This is a genomic window from Neoroseomonas terrae (assembly GCF_018129025.1).
In the GTDB taxonomy this organism is placed as follows: Bacteria; Pseudomonadota; Alphaproteobacteria; order Acetobacterales; family Acetobacteraceae; genus Neoroseomonas; species Neoroseomonas terrae.
Genome location: NZ_JAAEDI010000048.1, coordinates 1 through 17,226, shown reverse-complemented (window position 1 = coordinate 17,226; position 17,226 = coordinate 1). Strand labels below are relative to the sequence as shown.

Annotated in this window: 13 protein-coding genes; 10 read left to right on the top strand and 3 right to left on the bottom strand. The window is 68.8% G+C overall.

The genetic code is table 11. The annotated features are described in order from the left end of the window. The 3 genes from infB to GXW78_RS27240 form a co-directional block, all read left to right on the top strand. Positions 1-2,120: translation initiation factor IF-2 (gene infB / locus GXW78_RS27250; RefSeq protein ID WP_211872074.1), on the top strand; the 2,120-nt coding region annotated here is incomplete at its 5' end. Positions 2,121-2,333: 213 nt separating this feature from the next. Further along, the gene (rbfA, locus tag GXW78_RS27245) at positions 2,334-2,735 is read left to right on the top strand and encodes a 30S ribosome-binding factor RbfA (RefSeq protein WP_211872073.1); all 402 of its coding nucleotides are present in this window, start codon (positions 2,334-2,336) and stop codon (positions 2,733-2,735) included. Between the two features lie 38 nt (positions 2,736-2,773). Then, a complete protein-coding gene (locus GXW78_RS27240) occupies positions 2,774-3,106 on the top strand; it encodes an acyl-CoA thioesterase (protein ID WP_211872075.1) in 333 nt (110 codons plus the stop codon). Between the two features lies 1 nt (position 3,107). Here GXW78_RS27240 and GXW78_RS27235 read toward each other — a convergent pair whose 3' ends face one another. Next, positions 3,108-3,338, bottom strand: a complete 231-nt coding sequence (locus GXW78_RS27235) for a hypothetical protein (protein WP_211872072.1) — start codon at positions 3,336-3,338, stop codon at positions 3,108-3,110. A 75-nt stretch (positions 3,339-3,413) separates the two neighbouring features. On the opposite strand from GXW78_RS27235, the gene truB reads away from it, so the two are divergent. From truB to GXW78_RS27200, 7 genes are all read left to right on the top strand, one after another. Next, positions 3,414-4,370 (top strand): tRNA pseudouridine(55) synthase TruB, encoded by a 957-nt coding sequence (gene truB, locus GXW78_RS27230; RefSeq protein WP_211872071.1) that lies wholly within the window; start codon positions 3,414-3,416, stop codon positions 4,368-4,370. 80 nt (positions 4,371-4,450) lie between these two features. Then, positions 4,451-4,720 (top strand): 30S ribosomal protein S15, encoded by a 270-nt coding sequence (rpsO, locus tag GXW78_RS27225; RefSeq protein WP_198371148.1) that lies wholly within the window; start codon positions 4,451-4,453, stop codon positions 4,718-4,720. Positions 4,721-4,983: 263 nt separating this feature from the next. Then, positions 4,984-6,039: a dihydrodipicolinate synthase family protein gene (locus GXW78_RS27220; protein WP_211872070.1), complete on the top strand. Its 1,056-nt coding sequence runs from the start codon at positions 4,984-4,986 to the stop codon at positions 6,037-6,039. 19 nt (positions 6,040-6,058) lie between these two features. Next, the gene (locus GXW78_RS27215; RefSeq protein WP_211872069.1) at positions 6,059-7,213 is read left to right on the top strand and encodes a Gfo/Idh/MocA family protein; all 1,155 of its coding nucleotides are present in this window, start codon (positions 6,059-6,061) and stop codon (positions 7,211-7,213) included. Between the two features lie 91 nt (positions 7,214-7,304). Next, a complete protein-coding gene (locus GXW78_RS27210; RefSeq protein WP_211872068.1) occupies positions 7,305-8,462 on the top strand; it encodes a dihydrodipicolinate synthase family protein in 1,158 nt (385 codons plus the stop codon). A 292-nt stretch (positions 8,463-8,754) separates the two neighbouring features. Continuing rightward, positions 8,755-9,567 carry a sugar phosphate isomerase/epimerase family protein gene (locus GXW78_RS27205; RefSeq protein ID WP_211872066.1) on the top strand — a complete coding sequence of 271 codons (813 nt, stop codon included), beginning with the start codon at positions 8,755-8,757 and terminating at the stop codon, positions 9,565-9,567. Positions 9,568-9,595: 28 nt separating this feature from the next. Continuing rightward, complete coding sequence (locus tag GXW78_RS27200; protein ID WP_211872065.1) at positions 9,596-10,567, top strand: Bug family tripartite tricarboxylate transporter substrate binding protein; 972 nt, start codon at positions 9,596-9,598, stop codon at positions 10,565-10,567. 303 nt (positions 10,568-10,870) lie between these two features. On the opposite strand, the gene GXW78_RS27195 is transcribed toward GXW78_RS27200, so the two are convergent. Together GXW78_RS27195 and GXW78_RS27190 are read right to left on the bottom strand one after the other, a co-directional pair. Continuing rightward, entirely contained in the window at positions 10,871-13,963 is a 3,093-nt protein-coding gene (locus GXW78_RS27195) for an efflux RND transporter permease subunit (protein WP_211872064.1), read from the bottom strand. A 4-nt stretch (positions 13,964-13,967) separates the two neighbouring features. Continuing rightward, positions 13,968-17,102 carry an efflux RND transporter permease subunit gene (locus GXW78_RS27190; RefSeq protein ID WP_211872063.1) on the bottom strand — a complete coding sequence of 1,045 codons (3,135 nt, stop codon included), beginning with the start codon at positions 17,100-17,102 and terminating at the stop codon, positions 13,968-13,970. Positions 17,103-17,226 lie beyond the last annotated feature (124 nt).

Sequence of the window (17,226 nt, the reverse complement as noted above, 5' to 3'; positions counted from 1 at the left end):
CGCCGCGCCCTGTGGCGCGTCCGGCCGGCGCCCCCGCGGCCCCGGTCGCCCGCAAGCCCGAGGGCGACAGCCCTGCGGCACGGCTGACGCTGAAGGCGCGCTCGCCCGAGGACGAGGACGAACGCCGCCCCGCCGTGCGCCGCCCCGGTGGCCCGCCGGGCGCGCCCGGCCGTCGCCCGATGCCGGTGCCGGTCAAGAAGGCCGCCCCGACCACCGACCGCCGCCGCGAAGGCCGCATCGACGTGCAGGCCGCGATCGAGGGCGAGGATGAGCGCAGCCGCTCCATCGCGTCCCTCCGCCGCGCCCGCGACCGCGAGCGCCGGCAGCAGGAGCTCGCCCGCCTCCGTTCGGGCGGCGAGCGCGTGGTGCGCGACGTCGTCGTGCCGGAAGCGATCACGGTCCAGGAACTCGCCAACCGCATGGCCGCCCGTGGCGGCGAGGTGGTGAAGGCGTTGTTCCGCATGGGCGTGATGGCGACGCTGACCCAGTCGATCGACGCTGACACCGCCGAGCTGGTGGTGCAGGAATTCGGCCACCGCGTGAAGCGCGTGAGCGAGTCCGACGTCGAGATTGGCCTGGAAGGCGCGCAGGACATCGACACCGACCTGCAGGCGCGTCCGCCGGTCGTGACCATCATGGGGCATGTCGACCACGGCAAGACCTCGCTGCTCGACGCTTTGCGCAAGACCGACGTGGTCGCGCATGAGGCGGGCGGCATCACCCAGCATATCGGCGCCTATCAGATCACGGTGCCGGACGGGTCGAAGGTCACCTTCATCGACACGCCGGGCCACGAGGCCTTCACCGCCATGCGGGCGCGCGGTGCCTCCGTGACCGACATGGTCGTGCTGGTGGTTGCGGCCGATGACGGCGTGATGCCCCAGACGGTCGAGGCGATCCGCCACGCCAAGGCGGCGGGCGTGCCGATCATCGTGGCGGTCAACAAGATCGACAAGCCGGGCGTGAAGCCGGAGCGCGTGAAGCAGGAACTGCTGCAGCACGAGATCGTCGTGGAATCGCTCGGCGGCGACACGCAGGAGATCGAGGTCTCCGCGACGCAGCGCATCAACCTCGACAAGCTGCTGGAAGCCATCTCGCTGCAGGCCGAGGTGCTGGACCTGAAGGCCAATCCGAACCGCGCGGCGGAAGGCACGGTGATCGAGTCCAAGCTCGATCGCGGCCGTGGCCCCGTGGCGACCGTGCTGGTGCAGAAGGGTACGCTGAAGCAGGGCGACATCGTCGTGGCCGGCGCCGAATGGGGCCGCGTGCGCGCGATGCTGGACGACAAGGGGCGCCAGCTCAAGGACGCCATGCCGTCCCTGCCGGTCGAGATCCTCGGCCTGTCGGGCGTGCCGTCGGCCGGTGAGAACTTCATTGCCGTCGAGAACGAGAACCGCGCCCGCGAAGTCTCCGAGTTCCGCCAGCGGCGGGCGCGCGAGAAGGCCAATGCGGCCGCCGGCGCGCGCGGCAGCCTGAACGACATGCTGGCGCGCATCCAGGCGGGCGAGCAGAAGGAAGTCGCCGTCGTCGTGAAGGCCGACGTGCAGGGTTCCGCCGAAGCGATCGGCGTCACCCTGGGCAAGCTCGGCAACGACGAGGTGAAGGTTCGCGTGCTGCATTCCGCGGTCGGCCAGATCACGGAATCCGACATCCAGCTCGCCAAGGCCTCCAGCGCCGTCATCGTCGCCTTCAACGTCCGGGCGACGTCCCAGGCGCGTGACCTGGCGGCGAAGGAAGGCGTGGACATCCGCTACTACTCGATCATCTACGAAGTCGCGGACGACATCGAGAAGCTCTACAAGGGCAAGCTTGCCCCGGTGCAGCGCGAGAAGTTCCTCGGCTACGCGCAGATCCTGCAGGTCTTCGAGGTCAAGCGGATGGGCAAGATCGCCGGTTGCCGCGTGACGGAAGGCATCGTGAAGCGCGGCGCCGGCGTGCGCCTGCTGCGCGACGGCGTGGTGATCCACCAGGGCGAACTTTCCACGCTGCGGCGCTTCAAGGACGACGTGCGCGAGGTGAACAACGGCCTCGAATGCGGCATGTCCTTCGCGAACTACGACGACATCCGCGTGGACGACCAGATCGAGTGCTACGAGGTGGAGACCGTCGCGGCGGCCTGATGCTGGAGGGGCTCTGCCCCTCCAGGCCACCCCGCCAAAGGCCGAAAGGCCTCTGGACACCTTTGATTTGGCGCCGGGCGCGATGTGCGCCCGGCGTTTTCGCTGTGGCTCTCGTGCCCGGCACCAACTAATGGTTTGCAAAGGCCTCGGGCCTTTGCCGGGGTGGTGCGGAGGGGCAGCGCCCCTCCGCGTCCCACCGCGGAGGATAGAGAGATGAAACACACCAAATCCGGCGCCCCATCCCAGCGCATGCTCCGCGTCGCCGAGGAGATCCGCCACGCTCTCTCGGCCGTCTTCACGCGGGCAGAGTTTCGCGACCCCGACCTGCACGGTGTGCACGTCACTGTCACCGAGGTTCGCGCTTCTCCTGACCTCAAGCATGTGACGGCCTTCGTCTCGGCTCTCGGCAAGGACCTGACGAAGGAGCAACTCGCCGGGCTGAAGCGCGTCTCCCCCTTCCTGCGTCGGGAGGTGGCGCATGCCGTGCGCCTGAAGTACGCGCCGGACCTGCATTTCCAGCCCGACACCGCGCTCGGCTACGCCATGCACATCAACGAGGTGATGCACCGGCCCGAGGTGCAGCGCGACCTCGAGACGGACAAGGACGAACCGTGACCCTGCCTGATGAAGCGCCGCAGATTCGCGTCATCGCCATGCCGGCCGACGCCAACCCGGCCGGAGACATCTTCGGCGGTTGGCTGATGGCGCATATGGACCAGGCGGGCGCCTCCGTCGCGTCCCGCGCGGCGCATGGGCGCATCGCGACCGTCGCGGTGGAGGCAATGACCTTCCATCGGCCGGTGCATATCGGCGATGAGGTCAGCCTCTACGGCCGTCTCCTCGGCGTCGGGCGGACGTCGATCCGCGTGCATGTCGAGGCCTGGCGCCGGGATCGTACGTCCGAGGAAGCATGGCGCGTCACCGAGGCGACCTTCACCTTCGTGGCGCTGGATGCGGCGGGCAAGCCGCGCCCGGTCCAGGTCTAGATCAGGAGACGCAGGAAAACACCTGGAAGACGACGAGGATTGCGGCCATCGCCCGCGGCGCGGCGAAGCCCAGCAGCCCGACCGGCGAGGCCAGGATCGAGCCCCACAGCGCGCCGGTCCAGCTTTCCGCGATCAGCCAGCCCGCGCAGGCGCCCATGAACAGGACGGCCAGGCCGATCGCGACACGCCCCCAGAACGGGTACTCCTTGTCTTCTTCCTCATATTCGTCCACCGGCAGCCTCCTCAGCTGACCCCCTTGCGCCGGCGAGCCTCGCGCCGCCGGCATCGACCCGCTACGGAACGTTTCATGGCCCAGCATCGCCAACGCCACCGCAAGCCGAAGGGCCGCCCGCTCGACGGCTGGCTGATCATCGACAAGCCGACCGCGATCGGCTCGACCGACGTGGTCGCCATCTGCAAGCGCAGCTTCCAGGCGCAGAAATGCGGCCATGGCGGCACGCTGGACCCTCTGGCGACGGGCGTGCTGCCGATCGCCTTCGGCGCGGCGACCAAGACCGTCCCCTATGTGATGGACGGCACGAAGCAGTACCGCTTCACGCTCAAGCTGGGCGAGGCGCGGGATTCCGACGACGCCGACGGCAATGTCATCGAGACCAGCGACGTCCGCCCGACCGATGACCAAATCCGCGCAGCGCTGCCGGCCTTCATCGGCGATATCATGCAGGTGCCGCCGATCTATTCCGCCATCAAGGTCGCCGGCGAGCGGGCGTATGACCTCGCACGCGCCGGTGAAATCGTGGAACTGGCGCCGCGCCCCGCGCGCGTCGATCGTTTCGAACTGATCGAGCGGCCCGACGCCGACACCGCCGTGTTCTTCGTGGAATCGGGCAAGGGCGTGTACATGCGTTCCCTCGCGCGCGACATCGCGCGGGCCTGCGGGGCGGTCGGGCACATTGCGGCGCTGCGGCGCATGCGGGTGGGGCCGTTCCTCGAGAAGGACGCAGTTCCGCTGGACAAGATCGCCGTTTCGGGCGATACGCCGCCCCCTTCCCCGGACCTTCTTCTTCCGGTGACGACCGCGCTGGCCGACATCCCGGCACTGGCCCTCACCGAAGCTGAAGTCGCCCGCCTGTCCTTCGGCCAGCCCATCCCGCTGGTTGAGCTGATGGGCCGGGTACCGCGCGAGGCCAACCCCGATGGGGGCTTGGCCAGGGCGATGGCGGGGGGGCGCCTGATGGGTCTCGCCCGCTTCGAGGAAGGCTTGCTGAAGCCGGAGCGGTGGCTGGGCCAGGGCGGTTCCTGATGTCGTCCGATGACCGGAACGCCGCAGGCGTGAAGGTCTGAATCGGCCGACTGAAACGCTGACGCACAAGGATACAGACGATGTCGATCACTGCCGAACGCCGCCAGGCGGTCATCAAGGACTATGCGACCGGCCCGAACGACACGGGCAGCCCGGAAGTCCAGGTCGCGATCCTGTCCGAGCGCATCTCGAACCTGACCGAGCACCTCAAGACCCACGCGAAGGACTTCCACTCGCGTCGTGGCCTGCTCGTGCTGGTCGGCCAGCGCCGTGGCCTGCTGGATTACCTGAAGCGCAAGGACCAGAAGCGCTACGAGACGCTGATCGGGCGACTGAACCTGCGCCGCTGAACGCAGGGAAGCCGGAGGGGCCCTGCCCCTCCGGACCACCCCGCCAGGTGGCTGGGCCACCTGGACCGCAAGCTTTCGGCGCCGGGCCCGACGGGTCATTCCGCCGGATTGCGGACTTGGCCGGGCACCACCGCTCCACAAGGCGACCATGATCGAAACGGCCTGCGCTTCATGCGCGGGCCGTTTCGCGTTTCGGCCGCGCGCTTGACCCTTCCGCTTCCGTCGCATAGTAACCGCTTGGTTACTGCCGGGGGAAACGAGGCGTGGGTCTCAAGCGACAGGACTGGCCCGCAGGCATCGCCGAGCGCCTGACCGCCGGCTGCGCCATTCCGGCACATCCGCTGGCGCTGAATGCGGCGCGCGAGCTCGACCCCAAGCGCCAGAGGGCGCTGTCGCGCTACTACCTCGATGCCGGTTCCGGTGGCCTCGCCGTCGGCGTCCACACCACGCAATTCGCGATCCGCGAGCGCGGCCTCTACGAGACCGTCCTGCGCATTGCCGCCGAAGCCGCATCCGAACGGCGCGACACTCCGATCCTCGTCGGCGGTGCCATTGGCCGCACCGCGCAGGCCGTGAAGGAAGCGCAGGTCGCGCGCGGCCTCGGCTACCACGCCATCCTGCTGTCGCTGGCCGCCTGGAAGGGCGCGTCGGAGGACGAGATCATCGCCCATTGCGAGGCAGTGGCTGCCGAGATGCCTCTGTTCGGCTTCTACCTCCAGCCGGCGGTGGGTGGCGTGAAGCTGCCGCTGTCCTTCTGGCGCCGCTTCGCCGCCATCGAGAACGTCGTCGCCATCAAGATGGCGCCCTTCAATCGCTATGCGACGCTCGACGTGATCCGCGGCGTACTGGAAGCGGGCGCGCAGGACCGCATCGCGCTCTACACCGGGAATGACGACCATATCGTCGCGGATCTGCTGACGCCGTTCACCCTGTCGCATCAGGGTCGCGCCGTGACGCTGCGCATCGTCGGCGGGCTGCTCGGCCATTGGTCCGTCTGGACGCGGGGCGCCGTGGAATTGCAGCGCCGCTGCGCCGCCGTGCGGGGCGGCGCCATCCCGGCGGAACTGCTGGAGCTGGATGCCGCCGTCACCGAGATGAATGCCGCGGTCTTCGACGTCGCGAACGACTTTCACGGCGTCATCGCCGGCTGCCATGAGGTGCTGCGTCGCCAGGGCCTGCTCGAAGGCATCTGGTGCCTCGACGATCATGAATCGCTCTCGCCGGGCCAGGCGGAGCTGCTGACCGCCGTCGCCGAACGCTATCCGACGCTGACGGATGACGCCTTCGTCGCGGCCAATCTCCATCGCTGGCTGTCGTAACCAAAGGAATCCGGGAACCATGGCGGAACGCCGCATCGGCCTCATCATGAACGGCGTCACAGGCCGGATGGGGATGAACCAGCACCTGATACGCTCCATCGCGGCCATCCGCGCCGATGGCGGCGTGAAGCTCGCCAATGGCGACACGATCATGCCGGACCCCATCATCGTCGGGCGCAACAGGGCGAAGCTGGAGGCGCTGGCGAAGGCGCATAACATCAGCCGCGTCAGCACCGACCTCGACGCCTGCTTGGCCGACCCCAAGGACGAGATTTTCTTCGACGCCGCGACGACGCAGATGCGCGCCGGGCTGCTGCGCAAGGCAATCGCGGCCGGCAAGCACACCTACAGCGAGAAGCCGACCGCCGATACGCTGGAGGATGCGCTCGACGTGGCGCGCCTCGCGAAGGCCGCCGGCATCAAGAACGGCGTGGTGCAGGACAAGCTGTTCCTGCCCGGCCTGCGCAAGCTGAAGATGGTGATCGACAGCGGCTTCCTCGGCCGCATCTGCTCGGTGAAGGGCGAGTTCGGCTACTGGGTGTTCGAGGGCGATCTCCAGCCCGCGCAGCGCCCGTCCTGGAACTACAAGAAGGCCGAGGGCGGCGGCATCATCCTCGATATGCTCTGCCACTGGCGCTACGTGCTGGACAATCTGTTCGGCAATGTTGAGGCGGTGTCCTGCCTCGGCGCCGTGCACATCCCCGAACGCATCGGGGAGGATGGCAAGCCCTACAAGGCCGATGCGGACGATGCGGCCTATGCGACCTTCCAGCTCGAAGGCGGCGTGATCGCGCACATCAATTCGTCCTGGGTGACGCGCGTGCGCCGCGACGACCTCGTGACCTTCCAGGTGGACGGCACGCATGGATCGGCGATCTGCGGCCTGCACAAATGCTGGACGCAGTCGCGCGTCGCGACGCCGAAGCCCGTCTGGAATCCCGACCAGCCGCAAACCATCGACTTCTTCGCCGGCTGGCAGGAAGTGCCGACGACGCAGGATTTCCCCAACGGCTTCCGCGTGCAGTGGGAGGAATTCCTGAAGCACGTCGCCGGCGAGCGCGCCGATTATCCGTGGGACCTGCTGGCCGGGGCGAAGGGCGTGCAACTCGCCGAGGCGGGGCTGAAGTCCTGGGCGGAACGCCGTTGGATCGACATGCCGAAGCTGGCGGTGTGAAGGGCAGGGGGAAGGAGAACCTTCCCCCGCACCCCTATCCCTTTTTCTGTCAATTGGCGCCGGTCCTCAGGGCGCGCGGAAAGGACACAGGATGCCGACGATCAACCTGCCGAACGGCAACGTCATCGAGGGCTTCACCACCTCGCCGCCGCGCGACTTCCCGAAGGCGACGCCGCCCTTCCCGCGCGTGGCCCTCGCCGCAGCGCATGTCGTCGCCGACACGCGCGCCGAGCAGGACCCCTGGCTCGACGTGAAGATCGATTGGGACCGCACCATCGCGTTCCGCAAGCATCTGTGGTCGCTCGGCCTGGGCGTGGCGGAGGCGATGGACACGGCGCAGCGCGGCATGGGTCTCGACTGGGTCGGCGCGCAGGAACTCATCCGGCGTTCCCTGGACACGATGAAGGACCACCCCGGCGCCGTGATGGCATCGGGCGCCGGCACAGACCACCTGACGCCGGGCCCGGACGTCACGGTGGACGACGTGATCCGCGCCTATGAGGAACAATGCGAAGCCGTCGAGGCGATGGGCGGCCGCATCATCCTGATGGCGTCCCGCGCCTTGGCGAAGGCCGCGAAGTCCCCAGCCGACTATGAGCGCGTCTATGGCCGCATCCTGTCGCAGGTGAAGCAGCCCGTGGTCATCCACTGGCTCGGCGAGATGTTCGACCCGGCCCTTGAGGGCTACTGGGGCAATCACGACCACATGGCCGCCATGGAGACGGCGCTCGCCGTCATCCACGCGCATGCCGACAAGGTCGACGGCGTGAAGATCTCCCTGCTGGATGACCAGAAGGAGATCGTGATGCGCCGCCGTCTGCCGCGCGGCGTCCGCATGTATACCGGCGACGACTTCAACTACGCGGAACTGATCGCGGGCGACGAGCAGGGGCATTCGGATGCGCTGCTCGGCATCTTCGACCCGATCGCGCCGGCGGTGGGCGGGGCGCTGGCCGCGCTGTCGCGCAACGACCTGTCGACCTTCCACGACATCCTGGCCCCGACGGTCCCGCTGAGCCGGCACATCTTCAAGGCGCCGACGCGGTTCTACAAAACCGGTGTCGTGTTCATGGCCTGGCTGAACGGCCACCAGGACCATTTCGTGATGGTCGGCGGCCAGCAATCGACACGGTCGATCCAGCATTTCTCCGAATTGTTCCGTCTCGCCGACAAGGCCGGGCTTCTCCGCGATCCGGAGATGGCTGTGGCGCGGATGAAGACGCTGCTCGCGCTGCATGGGGTCGCGTGATGGGTGGGCGCGCATGGAGGGGGCGCCGCCCCCTCCAAACCTCCCCCGCCAAAGGCCGAAGGGCCTTTGGAAACCGGTATCTGGTGCTGGGCAGGGGAGGCGCGGCAGCAGGTCAAGGCCGCTCTCATGCCCGGTGCCCGGCAGATGGCCCCGGCGATGCACACGGCGCACCCTTCAAGATGCCGCAAGCCTGCATTGTTCGATACCAAGTCAAGGTTTCCAAAGGCCTTTCGGCCTTTGGTGGGGAGAGGTTCGGAGAGGGGCAAAGCCCCTCTCTGACCGTGCCGCGCCCATGACCGCTCCCGGCCCGCTCAGCCTCAACACCATCACGGTCAAGGCGCTGACCCTCCCGCAGGTCATCGAGGCCTGCGCCCGTCACGGCATCACCGCGATTTCCCCCTGGCGCGACGTGCTCAACGCCGCCGGCGTGGATGCCGCAGCGAAGCAAATCCGCGACGCTGGCCTGAAGGTCACGGGCCTGTGCCGCGGCGGCATGTTCCCCGCCGCCGACGCCGCCGGCCGCGCTGCCGCCATCGAGGACAATCGCCGCGCGATCGCCGAGGCTCACGCGATCGGCGCCGATTGCCTCGTCGTGCTCGGCGGCGGCCTGCCCAAGGGCTCCAAGGACCTGCCGGGCGCGCGGGAGATGATGCGCGACGGCCTGCACGCCATCCTGCCCGACGCCCGCGCCGCCGGCGTGACGCTCGCGCTGGAACCGCTGCATCCGATGACCTGTGCCGATCGTTCGGTGCTGTCCACGCTCGGCCAGGCGCTCGATCTTTGCGAGGAACTCGGCGAGGGCACGGGCATCGCGCTCGATGTCTATCACGTCTGGTGGGATCCGGATCTTGCGCGGCAGATGCAGCGTGCGAAGGGGCGCATTGCCGGCTTCCACGTCTGCGACTGGAAGGTGCCGACCGTTGATACCGTCTTCGACCGCGGCATGCCGGGGGAGGGCGTCATCGACATTCCCGCCATTCGCGCCATGGCCGAGGCCGCCGGCTGGGCCGGCGGCGTCGAGGTTGAGATCCTGTCCAACCGCTGGTGGGCGGAAGACCCAGAGGCGGTGATCCAGGCCGCGAAGGCCGGCCACGCCTTCTGCTGAACAACGCAACAACGTCCGGGACAAAGCCATGATCGCCACACGCCGAGCCCTGCTCGCCACCGCCCTCGCCGCACCGGTCGCCGCCCACGCGCAGGCAGCATGGACGCCGACGCGCCCGATCCGTTTCGTCGTGCCGTTTCCCGCCGGCGGCGCGACGGACGTCGTGGCGCGCGTCCTCGCCGAGCGCCTCCAGGAAACCCTGGGCCAGCCTGTGGTGGTGGAGAACCGCACCGGCGCCGGCGGCAACATCGGTGTCGAGGCCGTGGTACGCAGCCCGGCCGACGGCACGACGCTGCTGATGGGCACCACCGGCACGCTGACGGTGAACCCGCACCTCTACAGCAATCTGGGCTTCGACCCGCTGCGTGACCTGACGCCCATCTCCATGGCCTTCACCACGGACCACGTGCTGATCGTGAATCCGCAGGTGCCCGCGCAGACGGCGCAGGAACTCCTGGCGCTCATCCGCGCACGACCGGGGGCGCTGTCCTACGGCTCGGCCGGGTCGGGTTCCTCGACGCATACGGTGCCGGAGCTGTTCAAGCTCGCCGCGCAGGTGGACATCGCGCATGTCCCGTACCGAGGCAGCGCGCCGGCGCTGAACGACGTCGTCGCCGGCAGTGTCCAGATGATGCTGGACCAGATCCCATCCGCGATCGGGCAGATCCAGGGCGGCCGTGTGCGGGCGCTGGCGGTGACCGGCGCACGCCGCTCCTCGCTGCTGCCGGACGTGCCCACCGTCGCCGAGATCGGCCTGCCGGACGCTCAGGCGACATCGTGGGGCGCCGTGATGGCACCGGGCGGCACGGCGGCGCCGATCGTGCTGCGCGTCAACGCGGCGATCCGCGAAGCCCTGGCGCAGCCCGCGGTGCGCGAACGCCTGGCGGCAGCGGGCGCCGATGGGGTTTGGTCCACGCCGGAGGAACTGGCGACGTTCCTGCGGGATGAGTCCGCCAAGTGGGCACGGGTGGTGCGCGAGGCGCGGATTACGGTGAACTGAGCGCGTTGGAGAGGGGCGCTGCCCCTCTCCAAACCTCTCCCGCCAAAGGCCGAAGGGCCTTTGGAAACCTCGACTTGGCACCTGGCGTCGGGGTCAGCCCCGGGTCCACTGAAGCTCCGGTGAGCCTGGCCAGGCATCTACGCGAGTGATGCCGTGAACCAAGCGAAGCCCCTGGTGCCGGGCACCGCACACGGACATTGCGAACCCCGCGTCTCGCGCAGCGCAAAGGTCAAGGTTTCCAAAGGCCCTTCGGCCTTTGGTGGGGTGGGGTCCGGGGAGGGGCAACGCCCATCCCCGTCTCCCTCACTCAGCCGGCGCCACTCCCCGAAGCGGCTTCCGCCGTGACGTCGCCAACCGTTCCAGCGCCAGGTACACCACCGGCGTCGTGTACAGGGTCAGCACCTGCGACAGGATCATCCCGCCGATGATGGTGATGCCGAGTGGCGAGCGCAGCTCCGCCCCCGGCCCTGTCGCGAAGGCCAGCGGAACCGCGCCGAACAGCGCCGCCAGCGTCGTCATCAGGATCGGCCGGAAGCGTTCGCGGCAGGCTTCCAGGATCGCCTGCATGCCGCCTTCGCCACCCTCGCGTTCGTGCTCCAGCGCGAAATCCACCATCATGATGGCGTTCTTCTTCACGATGCCCATCAGCAGGATGACGCCGATCAGCGCGATCACCGTGAAGGACAGCCCGGTCGCCAGCAGCGCGAGCAGCGCCCCGATCCCCGCAGTGGGCAGGGTGGACAGGATGGTCAGCGGGTGGATCAGGCTTTCGTACAGCACGCCGAGCACGATGTAGATCGCGAGCACCGCCGCCAGGATCAGCAATGGCAGCCCGGCCTGGAAATTCTGGAAGGCGCGCGCATTGCCGGCGAATTCGCCGCGGATCGTCGCCGGCATCTGGATGTCGAGCGCCGCCTTCTCGATCGCCGCCGCCGCTTCACCGAGCGACACGCCGGCCGCCAGGTTGAAGGTGATGGTCGAGGCGGGGAACAGCCCCTGATGGGTAATGGATCGCGGCGAGATGCCGCGTTCGAGCTTCACCACCGCACCGAGCGGCACCGGCCCGTCGCGACCGGGCAGGAAGATGCGTTCCAGATCCTCGGGCGCCTGGGTCAGCGTCGGGTCCACTTCGAAGACCACGCGGTATTGATTGCGCGTGCGGTAGATGGTCGAGACCTGGCGCTGCGCGAAGGCGTTGTTCAGCGCAGCGTCGAGCGAGTTCACCGGAATGCCCAGCCGCGCCGCCGCATCGCGATCCACGACGAGGCGCGTGACGAGGCCGGTCCGCTGCTGGTCGCTCGACACGTCCTCGATCTGCGGGACGGTGCGGAGCTGCCGGACGAGCGCCTCGCTCCAGGTGAACAGATCCTCGATGCTGGGTGTCAGAAGGACATACTGGTAGGACGCATTGCCCTGCCGCCCGCCGACGACGATGTCGGAGACGGGGCGCATGAAGGTCTGCGTGCCGGTCACGGTCGATAGCGGGCGGCGCAGCCGGTTGATGACGTCGTTCGCGGTCAGGCCGGGCCGCTGGTCCTGCGGCACCAGCGTCAGCTGCAGCCGTACCGATGCTCCCCCACCGAACAGCCCGCCACCGCCGACGGCAGCGGAGACGTTCTCCACCGCCGGATCGGCGCGGATCACGTCCATGACTTGCTGCTGATAGACGGTCATCTGCTGGAAGGAGGTATCGGGCTGCGCCTGGACCGAACCGAAGATCAGCCCGCTGTCCTGGTCGGGGAAGAAGCCGCGCGGCACGACGGTGTAGAGCCAGACGGTCACGCCGACGAGCGCGATGGTCAGCGCGATCATCGATCGCCGCCAGCGCAACGCGACCGCCAGGCTGCGCATGTAGCCGGCGATGAGGCGGTCCATCAGCGCCTCGAAGGTCCGGCCGAACCAGCCGGGTGGGCGGGGCGCGCGGCTGGCGAGATGCGCCGCCAGCATCGGCGTGACTGTCAGCGAGATCAGCGCCGAGATCGCGACCGCGATGGACAGCGTAGCGGCGAACTCTCGGAACATCCGCCCGACGATGCCGCCCATGAACAGCAGCGGAATGAACACCGCGATCAGCGACAGGCTGATCGAGACCACGGTGAAGCCGATCTGCTTCGCGCCCTCAAGCGCCGCTTCCATCGGCTTCAGGCCGCGTTCGGTGAAGCGGGCCATGTTCTCGATCATCACGATGGCATCGTCCACGACGAAGCCGACCGAGATGGTCAGCGCCATCAGCGTGAAGTTGTTGAGCGAGAAGCCGGCCAGCCACATGCAGCCGATGGTGCCGAGCAGCGACAGCGGAACCGCGATGCCGGCAGCGAAGATCGCCGACTTCCGCCGCAGGAAGGCCGCGACGACCAGCACGACGAGCACGATGCTGATCAGCAGCGCGTGCTCGACCTCATACACGCTGGCGCGGATGGTCTCCGACCGGTCGCGCATGATGGTGACGTTGATACCCGCCGGCATCCAGCGTTGCAGGTCGGGCAGCAGCTCGCGGATGTTGTCCACGACCTCCAGCACATTGGCATCCGCCTGCTTGAAGACCGAGACGATGACGGCGGGGCGGCCGTTGTAGAGCCCGGCCTGGCGGCGATCCCGCGGCCCGTCCTCGACCGTCGCGACGCCATCCAGCCGCACCAGCGCATCGCCGGACCGGCGGATGATGATGGAACCGAAGTCGGCCGCGCTCGACAGCCGGTCATTGACGATGATGGCCGCGGATTGCTCCGGCCCGTCGATGAAACCTGTCGCCTGCGTGACGTTCGCGGCGGTGATGGACCGCCGGATATCGTCCATCGACACGCCCGCCGCGGCGGCGGCGGCGGGGTCGACCGAAACACGAATCGCCGGCTGTTCGGCGCCGGCGAGGCTCACCTGCGCCGTACCCGGCACCTGCGCGATGCGTGGCCCGAGGATGCTGTCGGCCGCATCGTAGATGACGCCGGGTGCTACGGTGTCGGAGGTCAACGCCAGGATCAGCACCGGCGCGTCCGCCGGGTTCAGCTTGCGGAAGGATGGCGGCGAGGTCAGCCCGGACGGCAGGTCCGGCCCCGCCGCATTGATTGCTGCCTGCACGTCCCGCGCGGCAGATTCGATCGACCGCGACAGATCGAACTGCACGATGACGTTGGTCGAGCCGAGGCTCGAGGACGACGTCATCTCGGTGACGCCCGGTATCTCGCCAAGCCGCCGTTCCAGCGGTGCGGCCACCGAGGCCGCCATGATGACGGGGTCCGCGCCCGGCTGGCTGGCGGAGACGGCGATGGTCGGGAAATCCACCCGCGGCAGCGGCGCGACCGGCAGGTTGAAATAGGCGACGAAACCGGCGAGGGCGAGGCCGATCGCCAGCAGCGAGGTGCCGATCGGGCGCGCGATGAAGGGGGCGGAGATCGACATCGCGCTATTCCGCCGGCATCGCCCGCGGCCGGTGCGTGAAGCCGGCGACGCGCGCCCGGATCGCCTCCATCGCCAGGTAGATGACCGGCGTGGTGTAGAGCGTGATCACCTGGCTCAGCAGCAGCCCGCCGATGACGGAGATGCCGAGCGGCAGGCGCAGCTCACTGCCCGCACCGTGCCCCAGCACCAGCGGCACGGCGCCCAGGATGGCGGCGAGCGTCGTCATCATGATCGGGCGGAAGCGCAGCAGGCAGGCCTCGGTGATGGCCTCGCGCGGGGACATGCCGTGGTCGCGCTGCGCCTCGATCGCGAAGTCGATCATCATGATCGCGTTCTTCTTCACGATGCCCATCAGCAGCACGATGCCGATCAGCCCGACGACGTTGAGGTCGAGCCCGAACAGGTCGAGCGCCACCAGCGCGCCGATGCCGGCCGAGGGCAGCGTGGACAGGATCGTGATCGGATGGATCACGCTCTCATACAGCACGCCCAGCACGATGTAGATGACGATGATCGCGGCCAGGATCAGCCAGCCCTGGCCGGCGAGCGAGCGCTGGAACTCCGCCGCGTCGCCGCCGTAGGAGCCCACCATCGTGTCGGGCATGCCGAGGCTGCGCTCGGCCTGCGCGATCGCCGTCATCGCCTCACCCAGCGCGACGCCCGGCGCGAGGTTGAAGCTCAGCGTCACCGCCGGGAATTGATCCTGCCGCGTGACGGTCAGCGGGCCCGGTACGCGGGTGATGGTCGCCAGCTCCGCGAGGGGCACCTGTCCCGCCACCGTCGTGGTCGTGCCATTGGTGGTGACGGAACTGCTGCCGGCCACCCGAAGCTCACCGATCGCCTCGGGATTGGCTGCCTGGGCGGGGTCGATCTCCAGCACCACGCGGTACTGGTTCGCCTGGCCGTAGATCGTGCTGATCTGCCGCTGCCCGAAGGCGTTGTACAGCGTGTCGTCGATCGCCTGCATCGTCACGCCGAGCCGCGCCGCGCGCGCACGATCCACGTTCAAGGCGATGCGCAGCCCGTCCTCGCGCTGGTCGGTCGCGACGTCCCGCAGCTCCGGCAGGGCGCGCAGCGCGTCGAGCAGCCGCGGCGCCCAGGTGTTGAGCTCGACGGCCGAGGAATCCATCACCGTGTACTGGTACTGGGTGCTCGATTGCCGCGTGCCGATCTGGATGTCCTGGACCTGCTGCGGATAGGCGATGATGCCCGGCAGCGCCGCGAGCTGCGGTGCCAGCCGGTCCAGCACCGCCCGCGTCTCGTCCTGGCGTTCGCCGCGCGGGCGCAGGACGACGGTTAGCCGGCCGGTGTTCTGCGCCTGGTTGATCGTGCCGGCGCCGACCACCGAGGTGACGGCCGCCACCTCCGGGTCGCGCGCGACGATCTCGGCGACGCTCGCCTGCAGCGCCGACATGCGACGAAACGATACGTCCTGCGGCGCCTCGGTCGTGATGGTGATGATCCCGGTATCCTGCAGGGGCAGGAAGCCCTTGGGCATCACGACGTAGAGCCAGACGGTCCCGCCCAGCGTCAGCAGGGCGAGCAGCAGCATCAGTCCTTCCCGCCGCAGCGCCCAAGCGAGCGTCACGGCATAGCCGCGGCGCATCCATTCGAAGCCGGCCTCAAAGGCGCGGTTGACGATGCCGGGACGTTCCTCCTCCGCCGGGCGCAGCAGATACGCGCACATCATCGGCGTCAGCGTCAGCGACACCACCATCGACACGAGCACCGACACCGACAGCACGATCGCGAACTCGCGGAACAGGCGGCCGACCACGCCCTCCATGAACAGCAGCGGGATGAACACCGCGATCAGCGAGACGGTCAGGGAGACGATGGTGAAGCCGATCTGCTTCGCACCCTCATACGCCGCCTGGAGCGGCGGCATCCCCTTCTCCACGAAGCGCACGACGTTCTCGATCATCACGATGGCGTCGTCGACGATGAAGCCCGTGGCGATGACCAGCGCCATCAGAGACAGGTTGTCGATGGTGAAGCCGAACAGCGCCATGACGCCGAAGGTGCCGACGATCGACAGCGGCAGGGCAATGCCCGGCACGATGGTGGCCCGCACCGTGCGCAGGAACAGGAAGATCACCAGCACCACCAGGACGATGGCGACGACGAGGGTGAGCTGCACTTCCTCGACCGAGGCGCGGATCATCTCCGTCCGGTCGGACACGATGGAAAGCTGCGTACCCGCGGGCAGCGCGCGTTCCAGTGACTGCAACTGCGCGCGCAGCGCGGCGACGGTCGCGACGATGTTCGCCCCCGGCTGGCGCTGCACATCCACCAGGATCGCCGGGCGGCCATTGAACCAGGCGGCGGTCAGCGTGTTCTCGAGGCCCTCTACCGCCGTGCCGACGTCCCGCAGGCGCACCGGCGCCTCCCCGCGCCAGGCGACGATCAGATCGGCAAAGGCGGCGGGTGAACTGAGCTGGTCGTTCGCCATCACGGCGGAGGCCTGCTGAGGTCCATCCACCGACCCCTTCGGCCCCGCAACATTCGCGGCGGCAACGGCGGTCCGCACATCCTCGAGGCTGAGATTGTAGGCCGCGAGCCGCCGCGGATCGATCTGCAGCCGCACGGCCGGCCGCATGTTGCCCTGCACGGCCACCCGTCCGACACCGCCCACCTGCGCCAGCCGCTGCGCGAGCAGCGTATCCACCACATCCGACAGCCGCGCGACCGGCAGCGTGTCCGAGGTCAGCGCCAGCGTCAGGATCGGCGGATCGGCCGGGTTCACCTTCTGATAGGTCGGCGGGTAGGGCAGGGTGGACGGCAGCGTGCCGCGCGCCGCGTTGATCGCCGCCTGCACGTCCTGCGCCGCATCGTCGATGTCGCGGCCGAGGTTGAATTGCAGCGTGATGCGGCTGACCCCGGGGCCACTGACGGACACGACCTCGTTGAGCCCCGAGATCTGCGCCAGTTGCCGTTCGAGCGACGCGGTGACCAGCACCGCGATGGTGTCAGGGGAAGCGCCCGGGAGCTGCGTCGTCACCTGGATGGTCGGGAAATCGACCTCCGGCAGCGACGACACGGGCAACCGCAGATAGCCGTAGATACCCGCCAGCAGCATCGCGATCGCGAGCAGCGAGGTGGCGATCGGCCGGGCGATGAAGGGGGCCGAGATGTTCATCGGGTGGCGTCAGCGCGGCGCGGCGGCCGGCGCCGCGCCCGGCGTCTCGCCCGGCACGGTGTTCTCGCGTGGGCCGGGCTGGCCGCCCTGCCGGCCGGCGCCACGGCCAGTCGGCGCGACCTCG

What these genes read in the sequence shown, in the direction of transcription:
- rbfA (WP_211872073.1), top strand. Translation starts at nt 2,334, where the DNA reads ATGAAACACACCAAATCCGGCGCCCCATCCCAGCGCATGCTCCGCGTC.
- GXW78_RS27240 (WP_211872075.1), top strand. Translation starts at nt 2,774, where the DNA reads ATGCCGGCCGACGCCAACCCGGCCGGAGACATCTTCGGCGGTTGGCTG.
- truB (WP_211872071.1), top strand. Translation starts at nt 3,414, where the DNA reads ATGGCCCAGCATCGCCAACGCCACCGCAAGCCGAAGGGCCGCCCGCTC.
- rpsO (WP_198371148.1), top strand. Translation starts at nt 4,451, where the DNA reads ATGTCGATCACTGCCGAACGCCGCCAGGCGGTCATCAAGGACTATGCG.
- GXW78_RS27215 (WP_211872069.1), top strand. Translation starts at nt 6,059, where the DNA reads ATGGCGGAACGCCGCATCGGCCTCATCATGAACGGCGTCACAGGCCGG.
- GXW78_RS27210 (WP_211872068.1), top strand. Translation starts at nt 7,305, where the DNA reads ATGCCGACGATCAACCTGCCGAACGGCAACGTCATCGAGGGCTTCACC.
- GXW78_RS27205 (WP_211872066.1), top strand. Translation starts at nt 8,755, where the DNA reads ATGACCGCTCCCGGCCCGCTCAGCCTCAACACCATCACGGTCAAGGCG.
- GXW78_RS27200 (WP_211872065.1), top strand. Translation starts at nt 9,596, where the DNA reads ATGATCGCCACACGCCGAGCCCTGCTCGCCACCGCCCTCGCCGCACCG.
- GXW78_RS27195 (WP_211872064.1), bottom strand. Translation starts at nt 13,963, where the DNA reads ATGTCGATCTCCGCCCCCTTCATCGCGCGCCCGATCGGCACCTCGCTG.
- GXW78_RS27190 (WP_211872063.1), bottom strand. Translation starts at nt 17,102, where the DNA reads ATGAACATCTCGGCCCCCTTCATCGCCCGGCCGATCGCCACCTCGCTG.